We start from the raw sequence: 26,039 nt of genomic DNA on the forward strand, positions 1-26,039 counted from the left end.
TTAATCGGTCGCTAGATTTTATTGCATACTTGAAATTTGTGGTAAACCATAAAACAAGTATCCATGGAAAAAATATTCAATTTAAGCGAAGATCAGATTACTTTAAAAAGACAGTTGTGGTACCATTTTTATCCAGGTATAGCGATAACCTTGGTATACATTCTCATTAGCAAATACCTGGTAGATTTGGGCTATCCGGGATTGACCGCCCTTTTGTTTGTGGAAGTTTTTGTACTGGCTCCCATTGGTATGGCACATTTGGCACGTAAGGGATATCGATTGAACGGAAAATTCTCCCTGAAAAATGTCATTGCCTTCACACAAAGACTCTCAAGATGGCAGTACTTAAAATGGACATTTATCGGTATTTTGGGATGTACCCTAATTTATGTGCCCCTCTACCCTTTGGGATTATTTCTAAAGGATAATGTATTCCAATGGTTGCCACAATGGTATTTTGACCCCGGCTTTGGCACATCCGATATAGATCTGATCGCCAAGGTTTTCCTGTTCGGTATTTTTATTGACGGTATCGTGGGGCCGGTTGTTGAGGAGCTGTTCTTTAGGGGGTACCTTTTGCCCAGAATGGCCTATCTTAAAAAATGGGCCCCGGTCGTAAACGGCACTTTGTTCGGGCTTTACCACTTCTGGCAACCCCACAACTATTTGGCGATTGTTGGAGTTGGTATTGTAATCAGTTATGTGGTATGGAAAAAGAAAAATGTATATCTCGGGATAACCATTCACTGTACGCTTAACATTTTGGGGGCCTTGGCCGGTTACCTTGCTGCGAGTGGGGGTGAACTAATTGTACGTTAGAAAAATGGAATGATAGGGAAGGATTATGTATTTTTAGGCCAAATCCAACACAGATGAATTTAAAAAAGTATGGTATTCTTAGGTTGGGGTGCCTTGGTTTGCTGTTCTATTCCATCTCATGTAAGGAGAAACCGGAACCTAGGGTCGAAAACCCGGAAACTCCACCGAATATCATTTATATTCTTGCGGACGATTTGGGATATGGTGATATAGGGGCCTTCAATCCGGATGGAAAGATAAAGACCCCGAATATTGACAAATTAGCTCAAGCCGGAATGAAATTTACGGATGCCCATAGTCCCTCCGCAGTTTGCACACCCACCCGTTATGGAGTCCTTACCGGGCGTTACAGTTGGCGTAGCCCGCTTAAACAAGGTGTATTGACCGGAAAATCCAACGCTCTAATCCCAAAAAACAGGACCTCGGTGGCATCACTCCTAAAAAAGGGAGGCTATGAAACCGCTTTTATCGGAAAATGGCATTTGGGTTGGAACTGGGCAGTAAAGGATTCCAATGTCATTGAAGGTGACGGTTGGAACCCGGAGGATTTTGACAACCTGGATTTCACCAAGCGGGTGACCCACACACCTAACGATCTCGGCTTTGATTATGCCTATGGCCATTCAGGCTCTTTGGATATGGCACCGTATGTATATGTTGAGAATGGGAAGATTACCTCAAAAGTCGATTCTATCACTGAAGATACCGGAAAATATACCTGGTGGCGCAAGGGACCCACGGCCTCCGATTTTGTACATGAACAGGTAACACCCAATTTTTTCCAAAGATCTATTGACTACGTAAAAAACAGGTCCGGGAATGATGATTCTTTTTTCCTCTATTTGGCCCTGCCTTCCCCACACACCCCAATTTTGCCCACTGAGGAATGGTTGGGAAAGAGCGGATTGAATCCTTATGCCGACTTTGTGATGATGATCGACGACTATGTAGGAAAGCTAATGCAGACACTTGCCGAATCTGGAATTGAAGACAATACCTTGATTGTTTTTACGAGTGATAATGGCTGTTCGCCACAGGCGGATTATGAGATTCTGGCAGAATTCGGACACGACCCAAGTTACATATATCGCGGTCATAAAGCCGATATTTTTGAAGGAGGCCATCGGGTGCCCTTTATCGTAAAATGGCCGGGACATGTTGCTCCGGGTTCCGTTTCGGACAAAACAATTTGCCATACGGATTTATTGGCAACCTGTGCGGATTTGATTCAACTGCCTCTACAAGGTGATGAAGGAGAGGATAGTTATTCATTGATTCCTTTGCTGAAGTCTCATGAAAATGAATATACCCGAGAGGCTACCGTACATCATTCCGTAAATGGAAGTTTTGCGATTCGAAAGGGGGATTGGAAGCTCATTTTTTGTCCCGGATCGGGAGGGTGGAGCGACCCAAAACCCAATTCGGAAGGAATTAATGACCTACCCAAGTTTCAATTATATAACCTTGCCGAAGATGCTGCTGAACAGAAAAACCGATATCTTGATAATCCTGGAAAGGCAGAAGAACTGCAGAAGCTTATGATATCCTATATAGGGCGTGGTAGGAGCACACCTGGGGAAAAACAACTCAACGCACCCCATGATTTAAAAGGTAAGCCATGGAACCCGTTGTCCGTGGATACCAAGTTTGGGATTCCCGAGCCATAAGATTTAAGGCGATAAAAACAAAAGAATGATTCGTAAAGTAGTACTGTGTTTAGGTGGTCTGTCCATGCTCTTGGTTTCTTGTAAATCCGAAGAGTTAGCTGAAACCCCTCCAAATATCGTATTATTCCTGGTAGATGATATGGGTTGGCAGGATACCTCGGTTCCATTTTGGACGCAAAGCACCCCGTTCAATGCCCGTTACAAAACTCCTTCTATGGAACGTTTGGCACGGGATGGGATGAAGTTTACTCAGGCCTATGCCACCCCGGTCTGTTCACCTACCCGTATTAGTTTAATGACCGGGATGAACGCTGCGAGGCACCGAGTGACCAACTGGACATTGGAAAAGGATTCCATAAAGCGAATGGAAAAAAATCATCCCGACTTAGTTTTTCCTTATTGGAATGTGAATGGCATGAGCCCGGTTTCCGGTGATAGTCTTGCCGTACATGCCATGCCCCTGCCCCGAGCTTTGCACGACAAGGGATATTTTACAATTCACGCGGGCAAGGCGCATTTGGGAGCTATCGGGACACCGGGAGAAGAACCCTTGAATTTGGGGTTTGATGTAAATATTGCCGGCCATGCCGCCGGTGCTCCTGAAAGTTATTGGGGCACCGAAAATTTTGGCAACGGGAAGGAAGGCAAGGAAGTTTGGGCGGTTCCCGGTCTGGAAGCCTATCATGGCAAGAATATCCATTTAACAGAAGCCATAACCCTTGAAGCTTTGAAAGCTATTGATTCCGTTGCGACCACTCAACAACCTTTCTTCCTCTACATGTCCCATTATGCAGTACATACCCCCATAATGGCCGATGACCGCTTTATACAGAAGTATTTGGAAAAAGGATTGGATTCCACCGAGGCCAAATATGCCTCCATGGTCGAGGGCATGGACAAAAGCTTGGGCGACATCATGGATTATTTGGAGCTTAAGGGACTCGAGGAAAATACCATAGTCTTGTTTATGTCGGACAACGGCGGATTGAGCGCACATGCACGTGGCGGGGAGCCCCATACCCATAACAGACCTCTGGCCAGTGGCAAAGGCTCTATGTATGAAGGGGGAATCCGAGAACCCATGTTAGTGAAATGGCCGGGAATAACAAAGCCTGGATCAATGACCGATTATCAAGTAATCATTGAGGATTTTTATCCCACTATTCTGGAAATGGCCCAAATTGATAGCCTACAAACGGTACAGAAAATAGACGGGGAAAGCTTCGTAGAAGTATTGAACGGGGAATGGGAATATGAGGAGATCCGTCCCCTGTATTGGCATTACCCCAACGAATGGGGTCCGGACGGTCCAGGTATTGGCGCAGCCAGTGCGGTGCGCAAGGGGGATTGGAAATTTGTCTATTTCCACGCGGATAGGCGCATGGAATTGTTCAACTTGAAAGAAGATATCGGAGAAACCAAAAACGTGTTCGGTGAGAATCCCGAAAAGGTCAGGGAATTGGCAGAGACCTTAACCAATCACCTAAAATCGGTTCAGGCCCAAATGCCCATTGACAAAAAAACAGGGGAACAAGTAGAATATCCGATCGAACTGCTATAGTATGAGTAAAACTTGTCTTCTGTTACTTGGAATGTTCTGGGTCATTTCTTTGGCCGGCTACGGCCAGGATGAATTAAAATCCAAGGATTGGCTTATCGAAAATGCGGTTTATACCGCCGAAGTCGTTAAAAAAGGGGACCGTATTATTTTGGACAATGGGCTGGTACGGCGTGAAATTAAAGTAACACCGAATGCGGCCACGGTGGAATTCAAAAATTTAACTACAGGTGAAACCCTACTCAGAAGCCTACAACCGGAAGCTGAGGTTACCCTAAATGGGAAAACATACGCCATTGGCGGATTACATGGCCTAAAGGAACATGGCTATCTTTTGGAGGAATGGTTGGAGAATTTGAATTCGGATGCGGATGCCTTTCAGTATCAAAACCACACGATTCAATCAATAAGACCCAAGTTAAAATGGAGCGGCCAAAAACGCCTTCATATGGCCGAAAAAATTGTTCCGACCGGAAAAGAGCTGATTTTGAGGTTTCAACATGCTTCTCCGGAATTGGAAGGGGTAGTTGTTGATGTGCATTATGAGCTGTACGATGCTATTCCCTTGGTTTCAAAATGGATTGTGGTCAAGAATATTTCTTTGGAAACTTTAAGCTTGGATAGCTTTAAAAGTGAGCTTTTAGCCAATCCGGAAGTGGAAAACCCGGTAGAAACCCCAAATACATGGAAACGCCCGAACCTTCATGTTGAAAGCGACTATGCTTTTGGAGGGTTTACTTCGGGAGAATCCAATGTAACCACCTTTTGGGAAACGGATTCCACCTATACCTCTCAGGTCAATTGGAAAATGGAGACCCCTTGTTTGCTAATAAGTAGATTACCCGTTGGGCCGAATATCGATTTAAAAAAAGGTGCCACCTTTGAAAGTTTTCGTACTTACGAACTTCTATTGGAAGGAACCGATCGTGAGCGAAACACCTTGGCCATGCGAAAAATGTATCGCCTACTGGCACCGTGGTCTACGGAGAACCCCATTTTTATGCACTTGACCACTACGGATGAGGATAAGGTCAAAAATGCCATAGACCAATGCGAGGAAACGGGTTACGAAATGGTGATATTAAGTTTTGGCAGTGGCCTTAATATGGAGGACAACAGCCCGGAGAATATTGCAAAATTCAAGGCTCTGGCAGATTATGCCCATGGCAAGGGCATTGAATTGGGCGGGTATTCGTTGTTCTCCAGTAGAAAAATTGCGGATTCCATTGATGTAATCGATAAGGAAACGGGTAAGCCCGGTGGAGCCAAATTTGGAAATGCACCTTGCCTGGCCTCTGAATGGGGGTACGATTATTTGGAGAAAATCAAGTATTTTTTGGAACGTACTGGCTTTGACCTTTTAGAGCATGATGGCCCTTATCCTGGAGATTACTGTGCTTCCACTACCCACAAGTATCACAAAGGATATGAGGATTCCCAATGGCAACAATGGAGCATGACTCAGGAATTCTATCATTGGCTACGCGAAAGGGATATTTACCTAAATGCCCCGGACTTTTACTTCCTACAGGGATCCAACAAATGTGGTATCGGATATCGTGAGGTCAATTGGTCCTTACCCCGGTCGCAACAGCTGGTTTTGGGAAGACAGAACATCTATGACGGCACTTGGGAAAAAGCGCCTTCGATGGCATGGACCTTTGTTCCGCTCACCGAATATCACGGGGGCGGTGCGGCCGCTACTTTGGAACCTTTAAAAGATCATTTGTCCGCCTATCAGGCCCACATGATCCAGAATTATGGGTCTGGAGTGCAGGCCTGTTATCGTGGCCCTAGGCTTTATGATACCGAGGCTACCAAGGCACTAGTAGTAGAACAGATCCAGCATTATAAGAAGTATCGTAAGATTCTCAATGCAGATCTTATCCATTTGAGGAGGCCCAATGGTCGATCATGGGACGGTTTTATGCACGTTGACCCAAAAGGGGAGCATAAAGGGTTTGTGTTATTGTTCAATCCTACCCAAAATGATATTCAAGAAAAAATAAAGATTCCCTTGTATTACACGGGCTTAACGGATTATGCCACTGTATCGGATGAAGATGGAAAAGAAAAAAAATATGAATTGGGTAGAAATTTTGAGATTACTATGGAAGTTACAATTCCAGCGGCAACATCTACTTGGTTTGTGGTACGCTAAAAAGATGAATATGAGGATACATCGATTTTTATTATTGTTTGTGTTTATCGGGACTATTTCATGCTCCCGGGTACAGCCACCGACACCTATTGGTCCCACTCCTTCCGCACGGCAATTGGCTTGGCAAAATTTGGAGTACTATGCCTTCATCCATTTCAACATGAATACCTTTACGGATATGGAATGGGGTACGGGCGGAGAATCCCCAGCTCAGTTCAATCCTTCGGAACTGGATGCCATGCAATGGGCCAAAGTGGCCAAGGAAGCCGGTATGCGCGGGATTATTATTACGGCCAAACATCATGACGGCTTTTGTCTGTGGCCTACCAAGACCACTGAACATTCTGTTGTGAATTCCCCTTGGAAAAATGGTCAGGGCGATTTGTTAAAAGACCTTTCCGAGGCCTGTAAGGCCTATGGACTTAAGTTTGGGGTATACCTTTCCCCATGGGACAGAAACCATAAAGATTATGGCAAACCGGAATATGTAAAAGTTTTCCATGAGCAGTTACGGGAATTATTAACCAATTATGGACCGATTTTCGAAGTCTGGTTCGATGGTGCCAACGGAGGCTCAGGTTTTTACGGTGGAGCCAATGAAACCCGAAAAATTGATAATAAAACGTATTACCAATGGGACAAGGCCGTGGCCTTAGTAAGGGAGCTGCAGCCAGACGCCGTTATTTTTAGCGATGGCGGTCCCGATATCCGTTGGGTGGGCAATGAGGAAGGTTGGGCGAATACGACCAATTGGAGTATCATGCGCCGAGATGAGATTTATCCCGGATGGCCCAGGTACAAGGAATTGCGTTCCGGTCATGAGGACGGAACACATTGGTTACCGGCAGAGGCCGATGTTTCCATCCGTCCGGGTTGGTACTATCATCCAAGGGAAGACCATCAGGTGAAGAGTTTGCCCCATTTGCTGGATATATACTACAAATCGGTCGGGAGAAATGCGTCCCTATTACTGAACCTTCCCGTGGACTATAGAGGTCTTGTCCATGAGACAGATGTTCAGCAATTAATGGCCCTTCGCACCCAATTGGACAAGGACTTTGCGACTGAACTTGCAGAGGGCCAACAAATATTGGCTACGGATGAACGCGAAAATAGCTCCGAGTTTTCGGTAGAAAAAACCATTGATGGCAACCCGGATACCTATTGGTCTACCAACGATGGTGTTACCGGTGCATCAATAACCATTGGTTTTGATAAACCGACCGAAGTGAACCGCATTTTGCTCCAAGAATACATTGCCCTAGGCCAGCGTGTACAAAATTTTAGCCTGGAGGCCGAGGTAGATGGAACGTGGATGGAGATTGATCGACAGACGACGATAGGGTACAAACGTATCTTGCGATTTAAAACGGTGGAGGCAACGGGGATTCGAATTAATTTCTTAGAGGTAAAGGGACCACTGGCCATCGCTAATCTGGAATTGTATCGCGCGCCGAATCTTTTGGTGCCGCCCCAAATTAAAAGGAACAAGAACGGCTTGGTGACACTTGAAGTCCCGGACGATGCCGTTGAAATTCGGTATACCTTGGATGGAAGCGAACCCTCCAAAACTTCCACAAAATATTCAGGTCCATTTCTTCTCAGTACCCCCGCTTCTGTCAAGGCAATAACAGTTGACCCCAACATCGGGGACCATTCTGCGGTTGGGACAAAGCATTTTGACATTGCCAAAAAGGATTGGAAGGTACTACATGTCTCATCCGGAGATTTAAGCCGGGCCAGTACTAGTATAGACGATGACTCCGATACATTTTGGGCTACTGAGGAAGGAAGTAGCACTCCTCAAGAAATTGTTATCGATTTGGGGAAAGTATATGACCTAACCGGCTTTACCTATTGGCCCATTCAGGAGCGTTACCCCTTTGGTATTGTTACGGTCTATGAATTTTCTACAAGTAGGAACAGTGTAGATTGGAAAACCACTGCTACGGGAGAATTTGGCAATGTGGTCAACAATCGTATTGAGCAACGGGTGGATTTTACCCCTGCAAAGGCAAGATATATTAAGTTAAAGGGAGTCCAAGTGGATGGTCCTGATTTTAGGACTTCTTTTGGTGAGATAGGGGTTTTGACGGTAGAATAAGCATCTATTCTATCTGTTCGCAAGAATTATTTCCGTAAGCCGCTCTTCCACCAGGTTTCCGTCAAGTTCATTCGGCATATCCGGGTGGTAATAGTAACTAATAAGCTTTCGGTCCACTTCTGTAAAATCACGACCTGCCAAGCCAACGCCTCCGCACATAATGCTGTTATTACTACCGAAAGCACATTGACTTTGGGGAGAGTGCGCCAGCCCGATCATATGACCCATTTCGTGCTTTAACGTGGGCGCATTATGGGCATAATCGGCAATCCAGATTTGATCACCGCCCGCAATACCCCCAAGTCCGGGATTGTCCAGGGCAAGCTCATAGAATTCTGGCCATTTATCGGCCAAATCCTCCACACTACTGGAATAGAGTTGTACGTTGGCAGCTAGGGAGTCCGTTGTAATGCCTATTTCAAAACCATCCGAAAACATAGCGTTGTATTCGTTAACGCTGGTCTGTGTAATATTTTCCAAAATAGGGGTTACCGAACCGGACAAAAAGATTTCCGCTTTTTCCGTCCGTTTGAACAATGGAAATTCCGTATCATCGAACAATATTTGAACTATAAAACTTTCCACGATGGCTTTTTCCGTATTGGTAAGGGGCCCATCATCCGTATCCTCGATTACCAAGGTAATCTTCGCCATCCTATTGGTTCTGCCATCGCTTACCGTAACATTGAATTCGAATTCTACATTGGTCTCATAATCGGCGATGGGGCTAAATGCTGAGAAACTTAATTCCCCGGTAGCTAAATTAAGTTCCAGGCCTGGGATGTCCGGATTTAAAAATTGAAGTGCATCACCGTCCGGATCAGAGGCCACTAGTGTGCCAATAACCGTACCGGATCCCGTATTTTCCGTAACAAAAAAAGTCTGGTCCGCAAAGGATGGGGCCGTATTGGTCTCAACCATAGGGTTTTCCTCTGGGGCTTTAGTATTGGTTGACAAGTCTGAACCGGAATCTCCGGAATCACAGCTCATAAAAAGAATTCCGATGAGGTAAGGTAAAAATCGTTTCATAGCATAGTATAAGTTTGGTAGCCCTTCTTATTACGGGAGATTGGAATAAATATAGAAAAAATTAGGTTATGAATCTCCCGAAATATCCTACGGAAACCCCTTTGCTATCGGCATATTTGGGAGAACCGGGCCGCAACAACAGCATTGATAAAACGGTTTTGATACCGAAATTCGAGAACAGTAGGTGATAGATTAACCGATTGTAAGCCTTTTCATAACTTTTTGATAACTATTTTGTCTTTAACGGAAAAAAAAGATTTCTCGTTATAGCTTTCGTAATATTAGTAATCAACTATATACGTATTAATAAAATCGTTGAAATGCATGGTAATTTGGTCACAAAATGTTCAAATAGTAGTATTTTTAACCACCGAGAAGGAAGATGTTTTAACGCCCCAATGATTACCACATGAAAATGAATACCTCGCTTTTCGGAAAGCCACTTAAGGTGGAGAAGGAACATAGCAATGTTCGGCCAATAAATATGAAAATGATACCCACAACCGCTGTAAATCCCACAATCTATGGCACAAATCCCCTATGTATTTGATAACCTTTACTTTCTAACTACATGCTCGGTTGCGGTAACGCTATTGATTTCCTTTCGGTTGTATCCCATTATTATCTATGTGGTCAACAGAAAGGGATTGATGGATGATCCGGAGGAGCGTAGTGCACATACCAACAAGGTGCCTACCTTAGGGGGTATGGGACTATTCATTGTGTTTTCCCTAACGGTGATGTTGTTGGGCGTTTTGGCCGATTTGTCAAGACCGGAACTGCTTCAGTTGGTGTCGCTGTTGGCCGGGACCCTGCTCCTTTTGATTATGGGGGTTAAGGACGACCTGGTACTCATGTCGCCCAAGAAAAAATTAATCGGACAGCTTTTGGCGGCGAGTATGGTAATTTTCCTATCCGATGTGCGCATTGCCCACTTTCAAGGACTTTTGGGTATTGGGGAGCTACCCTATTGGGTTTCTGTTTTCTTTACTTTTTTTGTGTTTATCCTAGTGATCAACGCGGTAAATCTTATCGACGGAATCGATGGGCTGGCCGGGTCCATTGCCATAATCTCCAGTGTTACTTTCGGTATTTTCTTTTTGCTGAATGAGCAGTATCTGCTATCATTGGTTTCTTTTGCCTTGATCGGTTCTGTAATCGGATTTTTATATTACAACCTGTCCAATACCCAAAAACTCTTTATGGGCGATTCCGGTTCCCTGCTTATAGGCTTCTTATTGACCTATCAAGGAGTTGCTTTTCTTGGGGTCAATGAAAATGCCCTGGCTTCCCTAGCGGTTTCGAATGCCCCTGTGCTCCTTTTGGCCGTTTTATCCTATCCCTTGTTGGACACCTTACGGGTTTTTAGTATACGGGTTTGGCAAAAACGGAGTCCGTTCAGCGCCGATCGCAACCATATACATCACCGTCTTTTGGATTTGGGGAATGCCCATGAGCAGGCCACCTTGATTATTTGCGTTTGTAATATTTTTGTCATAGGCTTAGTCTTTTTGATAGGCGGTTTGAATATAAATCTTCAATTGATCATTAGTGTTGTTATAGGCTCTTCCTTATACCTGGTCCCATTTCTAAAGGTTTTTGATAAACAAGCACTTTATCTCCCTGAAAAAGCAAAAAGAATTGACGTCTTGAATGGCGAGATCAAAACTACCACAGAGGATCAAAAACCACATTCAAATGTACCGGAGACTTCCGGGGTGGTTCAAATGGAAAATGCAACTCGGGAAAAGGAACCGACCCCGTTGGATTTGTCCGACCCTAATCCTTACTTTAGCGGAATCAAGGAGTTTGAAAAACAAAAAGTGCTCTCGAAGCGATTATCGGATTTCAAAAAGTCGGCCACAATAGATTTCAAAAAGGTGGGAAGAAGTATGCGAAAGCAATCCTAAAAACCTCATAGGACTCTAGCTAAAGAACACAGAAGATATAAAAACCTGATTACTTGATATGAAAACAATTTGGGTCATAGGGGCAAACGGGCAATTGGGTTCTGAGATTCGGGAGTTGGCAGCTTCCCAAACGGGAAAGACCTTTGTTTTTACGGATGTTAACGAACTGGATATTACGGACCACGCAGCTGTAGCGCGTTTTGTCGTAGAGAACAAGATTGATGCGCTGATCAATTGCGCAGCCTACACCGCTGTGGATAAGGCGGAAACCGAGGTGGAAAAAGCGGATGCCATTAACCATTGGGCCGTGGCAAATTTGGCTAAGATCGCCAAAGCAGAGGATTTGACCTTTGTGCATATTTCTACGGATTACGTTTTTGAAGGCACTGCCTCTAAGCCCTATACCGAAACGGATACGCCAAATCCGCAAAGTGTATATGGTAGAACGAAACTGGATGGCGAAAATGCCATCCTCAAAATTAATCCGGCGCGTACACTGATCATTCGGACCTCCTGGGTATATTCCAGTTATGGTGCCAATTTTGTTAAGACCATGCTACGGCTGGGAAGGGAAAGGGAGGAACTCAATGTGGTTCATGATCAAGTAGGCCGTCCTACCTATGCAGGAGACCTCGCTGAAGCGGTACTTCAACTACTTCCCTTGCTAAAAAATAAGGATGTAGGCATTTACCACTACGCTAATACCGGACAATGTAGTTGGTACGAGTTTGCGAACACCATTTTTAAAATGGCACAACTACCGGTTATGACAAACCCAATACCTACCACCGATTACCCAACGCCTGCCCAAAGGCCCATGTATAGTGTGTTGCATACGGAAAAAATTAAAAAGGATTTTGGATTGGAAATTCCGGGGTGGGAGGAGGCCCTAGAACGATGTTTGTTAAAAATGCAGTCAAAAACACTACAATGAACAAGAAAGCTTTTATTACGGGAGTAACAGGACAGGATGGGGCCTATTTAAGCGAGTTTTTATTAAAAAAAGGATACATCGTACATGGTTTAAAAAGAAGATCGTCTTCATTTAATACAGATCGCATAGACCATCTGTATCAAGACCCCCATGTGGAAGACCGAAATTTTATCCTGCACTACGGGGATATGACGGACAGTACCAATTTGATTCGCCTCATTCAGGAAATACAACCGGATGAAATTTATAACCTGGCCGCTATGAGCCATGTTCAGGTTTCGTTTGAAGTACCTGAATATACGGCAAATGCGGATGGTATAGGCACCTTGCGCATCTTGGATGCCGTACGGTTATTGGGGCTTGAAAAGAAAACACGTATCTACCAAGCTGCTACGTCGGAGTTGTATGGCAAGGTACAGGAAGTGCCGCAAACGGAGAAGACACCTTTTTATCCCCGTAGTCCATACGGAGTGGCCAAATTGTACGCCTATTGGATAACGGTCAACTACCGGGAAGCCTATGAAATGTTCGCCTGCAACGGTATCCTTTTTAATCATGAATCGCCTATCCGTGGGGAGACTTTTGTAACCCGAAAGATAACCAGGGCCGTTTCCCGGATTGCTATGGGCCTTCAGGATACCTTGTATTTGGGAAATTTGAACGCCCAACGGGATTGGGGACATGCCAAGGACTATGTACGGATGATGTGGATGATCCTTCAGGCGGAAGAGCCCGAAGACTGGGTCATTGCCACGGGAAAAACCACCACGGTACGAGATATGGTGCGTATGGCTTTTGGCGAGGTAGGCATTCAATTGGAGCTCACAGGAGAAGGAGCAGAGGAAAAAGCTTTGGTGGCATCCTGTGAAAATGTGGACTATCAACTGCCTATTGGAAAAGAAGTAGTACGGATCGATCCCCGCTACTTTAGACCTACGGAAGTAGACCTTTTGGTAGGCGATGCTACCAAGGCCCGCACCAAATTGGGATGGGAACCGATTTATGACCTAAAGGCCATGGTAAAGGAAATGATCCAGAGCGACCTTAAGCTCATGGAAAAGGACAAGCATCTTAATCACGGGGGGTTTACGACCTTTAATTATTACGAATAAATGAAGAAAGACTCCAAAATATATATCGCTGGTCATACCGGCATGGTAGGTTCAGCTATCTGGCGTACACTAAGAGAGTTAGGTTATGCCAATCTTATCGGTAAGGTCAGCGATGAACTGGATTTACGAAAACAAGAGGCGGTTGCCGATTTTTTCCAAAGGGAAAAGCCTGAAATTGTGGTGGACGCAGCGGCCAGGGTGGGGGGTATTTTGGCCAATACAAAGGATCAATATGGTTTTTTGATGGAAAATATGTTGATACAGAATAATCTGATTCATGAGTCGCATAAAAGCAAGGTAGAAAAGTTCATATTTCTAGGGAGTTCCTGTATCTACCCAAAATTGGCACCTCAACCCTTGAAGGAAGACTATTTATTGACAGGTCCCTTGGAACCCACCAATGAGGGATATGCAATTGCCAAGATCTCCGGGGTAAAATTATGCGAGGCGTTGCGCCAGCAGCATGGTAAGTATTTTGTAAGTCTTATGCCTACCAATTTATATGGCCCCAATGATAATTTTGATTTGGAAACCTCCCATGTCCTTCCGGCGATGCTCCGAAAATTTCATGAGGCCCAGGAAAATGGAAATAAGCCAGTAACCCTTTGGGGTAGTGGTACCCCCTTACGGGAGTTCATGCATGTAGACGATTTGGCCAAGGCTGTGGTCTTTTCCTTGGAAAACGAATTGCCCGGACATTTGTACAATGTAGGTACGGGAATTGATATTTCCATTAAGGACTTGGCATTATTGATACAAAAAGTGGTGGGACATTCTGGTGAAATTCTATGGAATCGTGAAAAACCTGATGGTACCCCACGCAAATTGATGGAGGTCTCCCGCTTACGGGCCTTGGGTTGGGAGGTACGGATAGCTTTGGAAGACGGGATTAGGGAGACGTTTGAGTGGTTTTTGGAAACTAAGGACGAATTGCAAGGGAATGTTTAGAAATTTATTGGAATTCTTGGGTATTAAGAGTGAACGTACTTTTGGGATTACAAAACATATTTTTTGGTCATTTTTATTTAAGGTAGGGCATCTGGCTTTCACTTTTTTGATTATTCCGATGACTTTAATTTTAGGTAATAATGTTTATTAAAACCAAAAGATTTACATTTTTGAAAAAAATGCTTATTAGTAAGGTAGAATTTTCGAAGCTAATAAGTATTCTTTTAGATCAGGGTTTTACAAGTATAGTATCATTTTATACGACGGTGGTCATTAGTAGGGTATCTTCTATTAGTGACTATGCTGAATTTGTTCTTCTAATGTCAATCTCTGTTTCAATACTTGGTTTTCAAAGGGCATTAATATCTCAACCATACATTATCAACCGCAACGATTTTAAAATAAAAGAAGCCAAAGAATACTTTTATAGTAATCTCTGGTTTAAAAGTATTTTTACTTTGGCTCTTGTGGTTTTAATTCCTTCTTTGATCTGGATAGATAAGTCAATTGATTCGTCAAGACTAATATTGTTGTTCACTTCGTTTATTATTTTTTATAGCTCTTTTTATTTTGTTAAGGATATGTTACTGGGCAATAGGGAAACACTACTCAATTTAAAATTTAGCTTGTTTGTAAATTTTTCGTTAGCAGCGATTTTGTCATATATTTTGATAAAAGGCGAAGACAAAATTTCGTTTTTTCTTATCGGTGCCAGCGTAGTATACTTGTTGGCTTACGTTTTTTTTAATTTAAGAAACAGGAGTTTTCTTAAGTTTAACCGCTCTAAATTACTTACCATGTTTAAGTTGAATTGGAAAGTGGGGAAGTGGATTGCGGGATCAAATCTATTGTTTACAGTAAGCTCCCAAATATATCCATGGTTGCTGCTTTGGTTTATGTCAAAAAGTGATATTGCAATTTATGGAGTTTTGATAAGTATTTCAAGTTTAGTAAATCCAATTTTGGCAAGCCTTAAAGCATATTTATTACCAATTTTTTCAAAAACCAGTCGTAATAAATTCAAACTAAAAAAGTTGGTTTTAAAATGGGTAGTATTTTTTTGTACAATGTCTTTTTGTTTGATATTAGTTGGAGAACTATTGGGTGAGCAAATAATCGAATTGTTTTTTGGCAAAAAATATTCTGGTTTGGGCTATTTAGTTTTACTGCCATTTTTAGATCAGGCAATAAGCATTCTTTTTCAGCCTTTGGATATTGCTTTTAATGCTTTAAAAAGAACTGATATTGGATTTCGCCTTTTAATTTTTAGGAGTGCTTGCGCTTTAGTATTAGGTTTTATTTTGGTGAAGCAATTTGGTCTTGTTGGAGTTTTTGCCACACGTATTTCGGAGAACATTTTGTATCAATGCGCAAACCTAGTTTTATTTAAAAGAATAATGAAAACATGAATATTTGTTATGTGGCACGCGAGTATCTCGGGTCTAAACGAGCTGGAGGAATAGCGACTTACATTCATGAAGTCAGCAAGATTATGGCGCAGATGGGACATAGGGTATATATTATCTGCGCATCTGACGAAGTCAACAGGAGTAGAAGAGAAGTAATTGGTGAAATCACATATATATACCTAAGTGGAGCGGATTACTTTATTCACTCTAATAGATACCTTCAATTGCTTTTTACAAAAATTAGAGAAGTACTATTTTATAATTCTTATAGAAAGAAAGTTGTCTTTGCTATCAATCAGCTCCAGAAAGAAGTTGGTCTTGATTTAATCGAATTTCCAGAATTTGGAAATGAGGCCAAATACTGGTTGAGGACAGAAAACCGGAATATAACTACGATTGTAAGATTTCATGGACCTAGTGGTCATAACCGAGCTACAAATGTCATTAATACAAGAAGTAAACGTGTAAAAAATGAACTGATAACCAGTTTTAAAGCTGATGGAATTTCGTTTTGCTCTCGTGCCATAAGGCATTTGTTATTGGATAACGATTTTTCATATACACTAATTTCAAATTATGAGGGAACTCAAAAGGTAATTTTTAATCCGGTAGTTTTGGGCAATACTATTAGTTTCAAGCCATCGAATACAAAATTTATTTTTGCAGCAGGTTCGTTTGTAGAAAATAAGGGCTTTAAAGAACTTATTGAAGCATTAAAACTACTTAATAAGGATAATCATATTGAATTAGTAATTGCCGGAAAATTAGGAAGACTTGGTATAGAATATCTGAAAAAAGCTCAACAAGAAGATGATTATAAAGATTGGTTAAATATTCTAGGACCAATAGATAGGAAATTGCTTTATAGCTATTATCGACAAGCTGAAATATGTTGCTTTCCTTCTTATTGGGATAATATGCCATTAACCTGCTTGGAAGCAATGTCTGTAGGTGGTTTGGTTTTAGGAAGCAGTTCAGGAGGTATGAAAGAGATTATCGAAAATGGGGTTGACGGTTTTTTAGCAAGACCAAAGGATATTATTTTACTTAAAAACAATATTGAGATTATTTTGAATCTAAAGAAACCGCAGAAAAACTCTGTTAGAAAGATGGCTATAAATAAAATAGAAAATAATTTTTCTTCACAAGTAATATATGAGCAGATGTTTAGTTTCTACAATCAGCTAAATAGTTAAAATACGTATAGACTCATGAGCTGGCACATATTTACTATTTTCCTTACGGTTTTTCTTATTTTCATAATTGCCACAACTAAATCATATAAACTAAATGTTCTATACTTAGCAATATCTTCCTTATACAATATTCCTCTATTTATGCTTGGTAATTCAAGTAGTTCTGGGGTATTTGTTTTTGACTTAATTCTATTCGTATTTGTAGTAAAGAACTTAGTCTTGAGAGCTTTTTCAACTTATAGAGTTTTTAGATTATCTACTAATTCAATCTTTTTAGTACTTCTTGTATACGTTTTCTTTAGGACAGTTTTTGCCTTGGTAGAGGATTATGGCTACTATAACAATTTTATATTATACGGTTTTTATCGGTGGTGTACCTTTGGATTGTTTCTATTTATTGTTTCCTACAAGAATTGGAATTATATAGAAGTGATAAATGTTTTAAGAAGATTTCACAAAATACTTCTAATTTACTTTTTTTTTGGAACACTGCATCAACTGGGCTTTTGGGATTTGTCTGGGTATGAAGCCATGGGGATGGATGAACTTTTCTTCGAAAACGAGGAGTATGCAGATTTTTTCTTTAGAACTTATTTGGGAAATGTTTCGGCTTCAGTTGGATTTATAGGTTCACTAGGTGTATTTATTTCGCTTTTTTTAATTAGAATAAAAGTCGATTTGAAATACGCTCTTCTTGGTCTGTTTTTGTCTTCCTTCGTATTAATAGGTTCTTGGTCAAGATCAGATTTGATAGCTTTGATGATTAGTCTTTTACTATCCGTAATTATTGGTTACAAAAAAGTTTTTGGAAAGTTGGTTTTAAAAACTTCCTTAACTCTCATATCAATATTCATAGTCTTCTATTCTTTCCTTTCATTTAATGATGAAGATCATTATATTTCCGAAAATAGGACATTTCAGAGATTTTTTAAAACAGAATATACCAATCAATTGAGGGGAGATTCTGACGGTACTTTGGCTTTTCGAGTTCTCGAACAAAATAATGCACTTAATCACATAGTGGAAAATATCGAACTTTTACTTTTTGGATATGGTCCTAATGGATATAGGATGTTTATGGTTAATGGAATTAGTAAAATGGGTTTTGGCCATAATATATTTTTGCATACAATTGGTGAATTGGGCTTGATGGGAGGGTTTCTTCTTTTTGTTTTTTTAGCTCTTCTTTTTTATGATATTTACCAAAAGCAAAAGTTGGCACCTAATCTCATCAGAATTTTATGCTTTCTTACTTTTTTTATACTCTGTCAACGATTTATAGCAGGTTTTGCTGTGGACACTTTATTTGCAGTAGATAACATATTGCCAATGACCATTATCTTTTTATTTGTAACAATAATAATTTCTCGAATTAAATATGGAAAAGTATGAAAATAACTTGGGTTACCAGAAACTTTTTGGATTATAGAATACCTGTATTTGAAGCGATTAACAAAAATTCCAATAATAATCTCACTCTTGTTTATAATTCTGATGTTGTACCCGATCGATGCATTACGAAAATTAATCAAGTATTAGGGGAAAGGGCTATTGGATTATCCGGTGAATTGTCGATTGGCAATAAACATGATGATTTGGAATTTGCAAATACTACTCTAAGAGTTCCAATTCAAAAAGGACTTATTAAAACAGTAAAGAAAACAAAACCAGATATTATCCTTGCAGATGGGTTTTTTCAATGGACCTATGCAGCTTATTGGTTAAAAATATTTTATAAAATTCCTTTAATTATGTTGTATGAAAGAACTTTTCATACCGAAAGGATAGCACCATGGTGGAGAACGGGTTTAAGGCGCATTGCTTCAAGATATATTGACAAAATAGGGTGTAATGGCAGGTTGACTTTTGAATACGTTGAAAAAGGAATAAAGTTCCCCAAGGAAAAATTATTTTTAGGCAATATGGCAGCTGATACTTTTGGATTGGAAAAGGAAGTATCCGTACACAGACAAACGAAAAAAAATAAAAGAGAAATAAAAGATTTAACAATTTTATACGTAGGACGTCTTATTGAATTAAAAGGAGTTCGAGAAATGCTTTTGGTTTGGAAGGACTTTATTAAAGAAGACATGAATGTTAGGCTGAAAATTGTTGGTGGGGGAGATCAGGAAGAATATCTAAGAGAATTAGTTGAAGAAGAAGGCATACAAAAAGTACAAATAGTAGGAGGGATAGATTATTCGGAAGTATCTAAAATGTATGCCTTTGCCGATGTGTTTATTATACCGACCTTGGAGGACAATTGGTCTCTTGTAGTTCCTGAGGCCATGTCCTGTGGTTTACCGATTTTATGCTCAAAATATAATGGCTGCTGGCCTGAACTCGTGACATCAAAAAATGGGTGGGTATTTGATCCCTTGGACTCCCATAATTTTCTAAAAATATTGAATTCAGCTTGGGAGAGTCGGAAACATTGGAAGGAAATGGGAGAAAGCTCATTGCAAATAGTTTCCGATTTTACCCCTCAAAAAATTGGAGATAGGATTTACAAAGCTATTTTAACGACTATAGAATAATGCTTAAAGGGATAAAAAGAAAAGTGTTATTTTTTTTAAGATGGATTACATCGGACAGACTATATTATCAAATTCGTTATTTCGTCGCTTTCAAGCGACCACTTGACCTAAAAGAGCCTGATACCTTAATGGCTAAGATTATTTGGCTTAATCTCAATGATCGTAATCCTATATACACCCATTTGGTGGACAAATACGCCGTACGGGAATATATAAGTCAAAAAATTGGGACTAAATACCTCAATACATTGTATGGGGTATATGAACAAGTAGAGGACATTGATTTCACTACCTTGCCCAAATCCTTTGTTCTTAAAGGGACCCATGGGGCTGATATGATCTTGATTTGTAGGGACAAATCCCAATTTGACATTAGCAAAGCTAAAAAAACCATGCGAAAATGGTTATCTACCAATTTTTACAAACTATGGGGCGAACATGCTTATGATAAGGTACCGCCCAGAATCATTTGCGAACAATATCTGGCTAATACAAATGAAAGTGCACTGGTAGATTTTAAATACCATTGTTTCCATGGCGAACCCAAACACATCCAGATTGATCGGGATCGCTTTGTAAACCATACACTTAATTTCTATGACTTGGAATGGAACCGGCTTCCCTTCGGATTGTGGTATCCTCAGGCAAAAGAAGATTTGCCCAAACCCAAAAATCTGGAAATTATGACGCAATTGGCGCGGACCTTGGCCCAAGGATTTAAGTTTGTCCGAGTCGATTTCTATAATGTGGTGGGTCATATCTATTTTGGGGAGATGACTTTTTATCCCTGCAATGGTTTTGGTGTTTTTGACCCGGTGGAAAAGGATTTTGAGTTTGGAAGCTGGTTACATTTAGATAAAGACAATCCCAATTATTCGTTAGACTATTGAAAATACTCTTTATCCATAACAATTATGCCAGCAATACCAGTGGCGAGGAACAGGCCGCCGAGGCCCTTAGGGAAGTCCTTGTGGCTCACGGGCATCAGGTGAAATGGTTTCGGCGGTTTTCGGATGTTATCAGAGATTCTTTTTGGAAGAAAGTACAGGCCTTTTTTTCGGGCATGTACAATCCCGGAGCCGTAAAGGAGCTTAAAGGTATTTTGGATGAGTTTCAACCGGATATTGTTCAGATACAGAACTTATATCCCTTTATTTCCCCAGGCATTATCCGAATTATAAAGCGGAGGCGTATTCCTTTGGTGATGCGCTGCCCTAATTACCGGCTGTTTTGTCCTACTGGCCTGCATTTAGATCGGAGAGGAGATATTTGCGAACGATGTTTAAGTGGACTAAGGGAATTAAATTGCATAAAGAAGAATTGCGAGAATGATCTTCCTAAAAGTTTTGGGTATGCTTTGCGTAATTTTTTAGCCCGTACCGTTTGGGGGGTTACCAAGACCATGGACGCCTATATTGTTCAAACTACTTTCCAACGTCAAAAATTTATTGATAATGGAATTCCTCCACATAAACTCTTTATCATATCTGGTTTTTCTTCGATGGCAAAAAAAACTGCAAATAAATACGAACCAAAGTATGTTACCTTTATTGGTCGAGTATCAAGAGAAAAAGGGATTGAAGAATTTTTAGAAGTAGCTAAAGATTTGCCAAATATACCATTTGCGGTTGTGGGGGATGTTCGGGGACATGGTATTTCTATCAAACTGAACTCACCATCTAACATACTGTGGACTGGATTTCTAACAGGAGATAAATTAGACGCATTTTTTCAGTATTCAAAAATAATTGTAGTACCAAGTAAATGGTATGAAGGGTTTCCAAATGTTATAGTTAATGCAATGAAACATGGCAGGCCTGTAATAAGCAATAATTTGGGAGCTATGTCAGATATAATTGATCATAGAAAAAATGGCATTTTAGTTGAAACGGGGAATGTTGAGGATTTAAAAGGAGCTATCAGAAAACTATATGACGACGAAATAAATATCAATTTTTATGGATTAAATGGGAAAAATAAAGCTGACTTACTATATTCCTCTCAAAGCGTCTATAATGATTTAATAAATCTGTATTCTAATTTGATAAAAGAAAAGTCAAAAGTGTAATACATGAACCTTTATAGTATTGACTTACAAAATATATGTAAATCATTAAATTAATTAAGGAAAACTTGCTTTCTGAAATTGTCAAATATTATATTTTTTGGGCAGTTTGCCAGTTTGAACTACTTCTAGTAGATTATTTAAAAGGATAAATTATTTCTAATTTCTTGGGTGAATATGAAGCTTTTAAGTTATGAAGTAGCGGTAACTTATCCCAAGTTGCCACCAAATAAAAAAATGATCATCAATACCCTAAACCCCCATAGCTACTGTATGGCCCGTAAAGACCATGTATTTGAGACTGCCTTACGAGATTCGGATCAGTTGGTGCCTGATGGTATCGGGATAGTTTGGGCCGCCAGAGTACTAGAGAAAAAGAAGATAGAAAAAATTGCCGGCTATGATATCTTCATCCATATTATGGAACATCTAAACAAAATGGCAGGTTCTTGTTTTTTTTTAGGGGCTTCAGAAGAGACTCTAATCTTGATCCAGGCACGTGCCCGGCAGGAATATCCCAACATCCGGGTACATACGCATTCCCCACCCTATAAACCTAAATTTGATCGGGAGGAAAGCCATGCCATGTGTGCCAAAATTAAGGCCTCCGGTGCCCATGTGTTATTTGTAGGGATGACGGCCCCAAAACAGGAAAAGTGGGTATATCAGAATAAAACTGAACTCTCCCCGGCCATTATTTGTTCCGTAGGTGCCGTATTTGATTTTTATGCAGGTACCGTAAAACGATCGCATCCTTTTTGGATTAAACTGGGCTTGGAATGGTTGCCCCGTTTCCTTAAGGAGCCCAAGAGGTTGGCAGAACGAAATTTAGTCTCTACCCCAAAGTTTATCTTGGAAGTATTCTCATATAAATTTTTAAAAAAGGGTCTGCTCTAATCAAAAAACTTGGCCTTAGTTCGTATACAATGAAAGTAATCCATTCCCTAAAATCGATCCTAAGCAAAGCGGAAACTTACCGGTTTCACTTTTTGCACAAAAAGGAGGCAAAAGGAATACTACGGCAAATTGAGAAAGAAAAAGGCAGACTTTCCCCACCCCTGAAGAAAAAAGCTATGGAATATGCCCAAGACATTTTCGGGGCTAAGCGTTATGCCCCCTGGCTATATGTGTATTCCGCAGCAAGCGGGACCTTTAAGGAAGGTTGGATTCCGGATAATTATTACGGACAGGTGGTGGTCCCCAAAATACAAGGTGCCTATGGAAAGCTATCGTTTGCTAAATTGTATAGCAATGCCTTCTTTAAAACCGATCGGTTTCCCGATCTGGCCTATTACGTAAACGGGCAGTGGCTTTCCAAAGATTTAAGTGTAATGGATCCTAGTGCAGTACAAGAGGTCATCTTTTCGGAAAGTGACCAGGTGGTGTTTAAGAGGGACCAATCGTTTCAGGGAAAAGGGGTCCATCTCATCCAAAAGAATAATTTTAAGACCAGCTACATTGAGCAGTTGGGTAATGGGGTATTTCAAAAGCATATACGGCATCATCCTTTTTTTAACGATTTTGGAATGGCGGCCACGGCCACTCTTCGTATAACCACGGTGTTGAATACCAGCCGCCAGGTTTTCGTTAGGGCTGCCTATTTACGAATGGGCCGATCGGGAGAGACCCATGTACAATCCCGATCCCAAGTAAAGGTAGGCATTGAAATCAATACGGGTGAGCTTGCCGAATACGGACATTTGAACGATTGGAGGTCTGTCCCTAAACATCCGGATACCCACATGGCCTTCACCCATAAAACTATCCCCTATTTTGATGAGGCTATGGCCTTATGCAAGGAATTGCATGCTAAGGTGCCTTATATCGGAAGCATAGGCTGGGACTTGGCCATTGATGCAAAGGGGCAGTTACAAATTTTGGAATGGAACGGTTACAATAATGATATTAAATATTCCGAAGCTACCCAAGGCCCCTGTTTTGCGGACTTGGGTTGGGAGCAACTATGGAAAGGCAATTGAGCGCCAAACCAAAATGTTTTTTGCCTTAAATTTCTCCTTTTTATTGGTAAACCCAGGGTATTTGGGTTTATTTGCAGCTTGGAAAAAGAAAGTTTTGGAACCCCCCTTGAACAAAGCTTGGCAAATTTTTAGTAGCATTAAAAGAATTTCCAGGTGCTTTTTAACTCGGTACAGTTCGCACTTTTTCTACCCATAGTCTTTCTATGCTATTGGGTGATAACTAAAATACGCCCCAAAGCTCAAAACCTCTTTTTGATAGCCGCGTCTTACTTCTTTTATGCGTGGTGGGACTGGCGATTTCTTGGCCTGATTATTTTTAGTACTGTTGTGGACTATGTGGTAGGCCAACGCATTTATGTGCAAGTGGATGACCGCAAAAAGGCCAAGGCCTGGCTCATGGTGAGCGTTATGGCCAATTTGGGGCTGTTGGGTTTTTTTAAATACTACAACTTTTTTGTGGACTCCTTGGTGGACGGCCTTCAGGCATTGGGGTATACCTTGGGAAGTACGTATACCTTGAACATCATTTTGCCGGTAGGAATATCCTTTTATACCTTTCAGACCCTCTCCTATTCCTTTGATATCTATTATCGCCGATTAAAACCCACCACCAATTTTGTAGCCTTCACCGCCTTCGTCTCCTTTTTTCCACAATTGGTTGCAGGACCCATAGAACGGGCATCCAACTTGTTGCACCAAATAGAACGGCCAAGAATGTTTCGATATAAACAGGCGGCTGATGGACTTAAACTTATCCTATGGGGCCTGTTCAAAAAGTTGGCCATCGCAGATGCTTTGGCACCTATGGTGGATGACATCTTTGCCCATTATGGTACCTATCCAAGTTCTACGCTTATTTTGGGCGTGGTAATGTTTAGCTTTCAGGTTTATGGGGACTTTAGCGGCTATTCCGATATTGCCATTGGGACCGCCAAACTTTTTGGAATAGAGTTAATGTCCAATTTTCGATTTCCCCATTTTTCGAGAAATGTGGCGGAATACTGGCAACGCTGGCATGTATCCCTTTCCACTTGGTTTCGGCATTATGTCTACATCCCCTTGGGGGGTTCCCGGGTAAGCAAACGGCGGGCGGTTTTTAATATTGCCGTGGTGTTTTTGGTAAGCGGCCTTTGGCATGGTGCCAATTGGACCTTTGTTTTTTGGGGCGGTTTTCATGCGCTATTGTTTATCCCGGTATTCTTATTGAAACGAAATCGGATTTATATGGACAGTGTTATTGGACAGAACACCTATCTTCCCTCTTTGAAGGAGACAGGGCAAGTGCTGTTGACCTTTGGTTTGGTTACCTTTTCACGTATTTTTTTTCGTTCGCCCAACCTTGCGGATGCCTTTGCCTATATACGCGGAATTTTTACCGATTTTCAAATGGAGTGGTATACGCATCCCCTCGGTTACCGCATGGTGGATTATTACCTTTTGATGTTACTTTTTGTGGTGTATGAATACCGGATTCGGAAAAATGAACGCAGTCCGTTCCATTTTAAGTCGCCTTTTGTAAGGTTTGTGCTCTACGTGTTGGCTATCTTTGGCATATTGTTGTTTTATGATGATGGTATTAATAGGTCGTTTATCTATTTTCAATTTTAACAGGAATGAAAAAGTTTATTTTCAAAACGGTAATATACTTTGGATTGATTCTGATGGCGTTGGAGCTGTTAGTAAGGGCCTTTCATCTGCATGCGGACAATCCCCCAAAAATGATAGATGAATTTGGCGTAGAGAAGCGGGTACCGGGAAGCACGGGGCATTACGTAAAGGGCAACCGTAGACAGAATTTTACCCATTTCTCGATCAACAATTCCGGTTTTAATTCCTACCGGGAGTTTGATCCTTCCGAAAGCAAGTATGAAGTGGCCCTGGTGGGGGATTCCTTTATCGAGGGGTTTCATCAGGATTTTGATAATTCCTTGGGGAAAAAGATTGAACGGTTGCTGCCGGAGTTGGAAGTCTATGAATATGGTTATACCGGTTCAACCATGGCCTATCAGATGCATCTGGTCAATGCATACCAGGAAGAGTTCCGGAATATAGATAAGATTATTTTGTATATGAAGTTTAAAAATGACTTCGATACCCATGAGCATGAAGCGAATTATGAATTGATACGAACACTAAATACACTTCCCTTCAGGATACGAAAAAATTGCAAGCTATGGGTGTATGGATCCAATTATGGCATGACGATGCCCATAAAGAGTATTGCAAGCGCTATCTGGAAAGGGTTTATTTTTTTAAGGGGAAAGGGCAATCTGGAGGTTGCCGTTCCCGAAATGGAAGCTACCTCGGTAACCGACCGTATCGAAAATTTTAAAAAATTGATAGCGACTTATGGACTGGATACCCAAAAGACCGTATTGCTGCTGGATAGTCGGGTTACCGATAACCGGTTTTTAGATTTTTGTAAAGAAAACGGCATAACGTACCTTGATTTTTCGGAAGCGTTTCAAAAGGCTCTGGACCCCGTGACTTTGATATATGACATGCATTGGAACGATTACGGCCGTCAACTGCTGGCCGAAAGTATCGCAGATTATCTCCAAAGGGAGATCGACCGTTAGAGGCGTTACTGTTTTTGTCCCTTCAAAGATTA

General features: G+C 41.2%; 20 protein-coding genes. 19 read left to right on the plus strand and 1 reads right to left on the minus strand.

The window, feature by feature from the left end; translation table 11 throughout:
- Positions 1-63 precede the first annotated feature (63 nt).
- The 5 genes from ACP2AF_RS10120 to ACP2AF_RS10140 are packed head-to-tail and all read left to right on the plus strand — an operon-like array spanning position 64 to position 8,309.
- Positions 64-819, plus strand: coding sequence for a lysostaphin resistance A-like protein (locus ACP2AF_RS10120; protein WP_425236038.1), 756 nt, complete (start codon positions 64-66; stop codon positions 817-819).
- Positions 820-872: 53 nt separating this feature from the next.
- Positions 873-2,486, plus strand: a complete 1,614-nt coding sequence (locus ACP2AF_RS10125; protein WP_425236039.1) for a sulfatase family protein — start codon at positions 873-875, stop codon at positions 2,484-2,486.
- 25 nt (positions 2,487-2,511) lie between these two features.
- On the plus strand, positions 2,512-4,047 hold the full coding sequence (locus ACP2AF_RS10130) for a sulfatase (RefSeq protein WP_425236040.1): 1,536 nt from the start codon (positions 2,512-2,514) through the stop codon (positions 4,045-4,047).
- Position 4,048: 1 nt separating this feature from the next.
- On the plus strand, positions 4,049-6,205 hold the full coding sequence (locus tag ACP2AF_RS10135) for an alpha-galactosidase (protein ID WP_425236041.1): 2,157 nt from the start codon (positions 4,049-4,051) through the stop codon (positions 6,203-6,205).
- A gap of 10 nt (positions 6,206-6,215) precedes the next feature.
- Entirely contained in the window at positions 6,216-8,309 is a 2,094-nt protein-coding gene (locus ACP2AF_RS10140; protein ID WP_425236042.1) for an alpha-L-fucosidase, read from the plus strand.
- Between the two features lie 9 nt (positions 8,310-8,318).
- On the opposite strand, the gene ACP2AF_RS10145 is transcribed toward ACP2AF_RS10140, so the two are convergent.
- The gene (locus ACP2AF_RS10145) at positions 8,319-9,338 is read right to left on the minus strand and encodes a cadherin repeat domain-containing protein (protein WP_425236043.1); all 1,020 of its coding nucleotides are present in this window, start codon (positions 9,336-9,338) and stop codon (positions 8,319-8,321) included.
- Positions 9,339-9,862: 524 nt separating this feature from the next.
- On the opposite strand from ACP2AF_RS10145, the gene ACP2AF_RS10150 reads away from it, so the two are divergent.
- The 14 genes from ACP2AF_RS10150 to ACP2AF_RS10215 all read left to right on the plus strand — a co-directional run bounded on the left by ACP2AF_RS10150 (position 9,863) and on the right by ACP2AF_RS10215 (position 26,007).
- On the plus strand, positions 9,863-11,248 hold the full coding sequence (locus tag ACP2AF_RS10150) for an MraY family glycosyltransferase (protein ID WP_425236044.1): 1,386 nt from the start codon (positions 9,863-9,865) through the stop codon (positions 11,246-11,248).
- Positions 11,249-11,306: 58 nt separating this feature from the next.
- Positions 11,307-12,182: a dTDP-4-dehydrorhamnose reductase gene (gene rfbD, locus ACP2AF_RS10155; RefSeq protein WP_425236045.1), complete on the plus strand. Its 876-nt coding sequence runs from the start codon at positions 11,307-11,309 to the stop codon at positions 12,180-12,182.
- Positions 12,179-13,294 carry a GDP-mannose 4,6-dehydratase gene (gmd, locus tag ACP2AF_RS10160; RefSeq protein WP_425236046.1) on the plus strand — a complete coding sequence of 372 codons (1,116 nt, stop codon included), beginning with the start codon at positions 12,179-12,181 and terminating at the stop codon, positions 13,292-13,294. Before rfbD ends, gmd begins: the two co-directional genes overlap by 4 nt.
- Positions 13,295-14,242: a GDP-L-fucose synthase family protein gene (locus ACP2AF_RS10165; RefSeq protein WP_425236047.1), complete on the plus strand. Its 948-nt coding sequence runs from the start codon at positions 13,295-13,297 to the stop codon at positions 14,240-14,242.
- Positions 14,243-14,421: 179 nt separating this feature from the next.
- Entirely contained in the window at positions 14,422-15,651 is a 1,230-nt protein-coding gene (locus ACP2AF_RS10170) for a lipopolysaccharide biosynthesis protein (RefSeq protein WP_425238027.1), read from the plus strand.
- Between the two features lie 11 nt (positions 15,652-15,662).
- Complete coding sequence (locus ACP2AF_RS10175; RefSeq protein ID WP_425236048.1) at positions 15,663-16,847, plus strand: glycosyltransferase family 4 protein; 1,185 nt, start codon at positions 15,663-15,665, stop codon at positions 16,845-16,847.
- A gap of 141 nt (positions 16,848-16,988) precedes the next feature.
- The gene (locus ACP2AF_RS10180) at positions 16,989-18,239 is read left to right on the plus strand and encodes an O-antigen ligase family protein (RefSeq protein WP_425236049.1); all 1,251 of its coding nucleotides are present in this window, start codon (positions 16,989-16,991) and stop codon (positions 18,237-18,239) included.
- A complete protein-coding gene (locus ACP2AF_RS10185) occupies positions 18,236-19,384 on the plus strand; it encodes a glycosyltransferase family 4 protein (protein ID WP_425236050.1) in 1,149 nt (382 codons plus the stop codon). The genes ACP2AF_RS10180 and ACP2AF_RS10185 overlap by 4 nt, the downstream gene beginning before the upstream one ends.
- A gap of 128 nt (positions 19,385-19,512) precedes the next feature.
- Positions 19,513-20,274 carry an ATP-grasp fold amidoligase family protein gene (locus ACP2AF_RS10190; protein ID WP_425236051.1) on the plus strand — a complete coding sequence of 254 codons (762 nt, stop codon included), beginning with the start codon at positions 19,513-19,515 and terminating at the stop codon, positions 20,272-20,274.
- Complete coding sequence (locus ACP2AF_RS10195; protein ID WP_425236052.1) at positions 20,271-21,452, plus strand: glycosyltransferase family 4 protein; 1,182 nt, start codon at positions 20,271-20,273, stop codon at positions 21,450-21,452. The genes ACP2AF_RS10190 and ACP2AF_RS10195 overlap by 4 nt, the downstream gene beginning before the upstream one ends.
- 174 nt (positions 21,453-21,626) lie before the next feature.
- A complete protein-coding gene (locus ACP2AF_RS10200; RefSeq protein ID WP_425236053.1) occupies positions 21,627-22,346 on the plus strand; it encodes a WecB/TagA/CpsF family glycosyltransferase in 720 nt (239 codons plus the stop codon).
- Positions 22,347-22,375: 29 nt separating this feature from the next.
- On the plus strand, positions 22,376-23,428 hold the full coding sequence (locus ACP2AF_RS10205; protein ID WP_425236054.1) for a sugar-transfer associated ATP-grasp domain-containing protein: 1,053 nt from the start codon (positions 22,376-22,378) through the stop codon (positions 23,426-23,428).
- 153 nt (positions 23,429-23,581) lie between these two features.
- Positions 23,582-25,036, plus strand: a complete 1,455-nt coding sequence (locus tag ACP2AF_RS10210; RefSeq protein WP_425236055.1) for an MBOAT family O-acyltransferase — start codon at positions 23,582-23,584, stop codon at positions 25,034-25,036.
- Between the two features lie 5 nt (positions 25,037-25,041).
- Positions 25,042-26,007: a hypothetical protein gene (locus tag ACP2AF_RS10215; RefSeq protein WP_425236056.1), complete on the plus strand. Its 966-nt coding sequence runs from the start codon at positions 25,042-25,044 to the stop codon at positions 26,005-26,007.
- Positions 26,008-26,039 lie beyond the last annotated feature (32 nt).

The organism is Ulvibacterium sp. (assembly GCF_965248315.1).
Classification (GTDB): Bacteria; Bacteroidota; Bacteroidia; order Flavobacteriales; family Flavobacteriaceae; genus Ulvibacterium.

What these genes read in the sequence shown, in the direction of transcription:
- ACP2AF_RS10180 (WP_425236049.1), top strand. Translation starts at nt 16,989, where the DNA reads ATGCTTGGTAATTCAAGTAGTTCTGGGGTATTTGTTTTTGACTTAATT.
- ACP2AF_RS10165 (WP_425236047.1), top strand. Translation starts at nt 13,295, where the DNA reads ATGAAGAAAGACTCCAAAATATATATCGCTGGTCATACCGGCATGGTA.
- ACP2AF_RS10190 (WP_425236051.1), top strand. Translation starts at nt 19,513, where the DNA reads ATGGCTAAGATTATTTGGCTTAATCTCAATGATCGTAATCCTATATAC.
- ACP2AF_RS10150 (WP_425236044.1), top strand. Translation starts at nt 9,863, where the DNA reads ATGGCACAAATCCCCTATGTATTTGATAACCTTTACTTTCTAACTACA.
- ACP2AF_RS10215 (WP_425236056.1), top strand. Translation starts at nt 25,042, where the DNA reads ATGAAAAAGTTTATTTTCAAAACGGTAATATACTTTGGATTGATTCTG.
- ACP2AF_RS10170 (WP_425238027.1), top strand. Translation starts at nt 14,422, where the DNA reads ATGCTTATTAGTAAGGTAGAATTTTCGAAGCTAATAAGTATTCTTTTA.
- ACP2AF_RS10140 (WP_425236042.1), top strand. Translation starts at nt 6,216, where the DNA reads ATGAGGATACATCGATTTTTATTATTGTTTGTGTTTATCGGGACTATT.
- ACP2AF_RS10205 (WP_425236054.1), top strand. Translation starts at nt 22,376, where the DNA reads ATGAAAGTAATCCATTCCCTAAAATCGATCCTAAGCAAAGCGGAAACT.
- ACP2AF_RS10135 (WP_425236041.1), top strand. Translation starts at nt 4,049, where the DNA reads ATGAGTAAAACTTGTCTTCTGTTACTTGGAATGTTCTGGGTCATTTCT.
- ACP2AF_RS10145 (WP_425236043.1), bottom strand. Translation starts at nt 9,338, where the DNA reads ATGAAACGATTTTTACCTTACCTCATCGGAATTCTTTTTATGAGCTGT.
- ACP2AF_RS10120 (WP_425236038.1), top strand. Translation starts at nt 64, where the DNA reads ATGGAAAAAATATTCAATTTAAGCGAAGATCAGATTACTTTAAAAAGA.
- ACP2AF_RS10185 (WP_425236050.1), top strand. Translation starts at nt 18,236, where the DNA reads ATGAAAATAACTTGGGTTACCAGAAACTTTTTGGATTATAGAATACCT.
- ACP2AF_RS10130 (WP_425236040.1), top strand. Translation starts at nt 2,512, where the DNA reads ATGATTCGTAAAGTAGTACTGTGTTTAGGTGGTCTGTCCATGCTCTTG.
- gmd (WP_425236046.1), top strand. Translation starts at nt 12,179, where the DNA reads ATGAACAAGAAAGCTTTTATTACGGGAGTAACAGGACAGGATGGGGCC.
- ACP2AF_RS10125 (WP_425236039.1), top strand. Translation starts at nt 873, where the DNA reads ATGAATTTAAAAAAGTATGGTATTCTTAGGTTGGGGTGCCTTGGTTTG.
- rfbD (WP_425236045.1), top strand. Translation starts at nt 11,307, where the DNA reads ATGAAAACAATTTGGGTCATAGGGGCAAACGGGCAATTGGGTTCTGAG.
- ACP2AF_RS10200 (WP_425236053.1), top strand. Translation starts at nt 21,627, where the DNA reads ATGAAGCTTTTAAGTTATGAAGTAGCGGTAACTTATCCCAAGTTGCCA.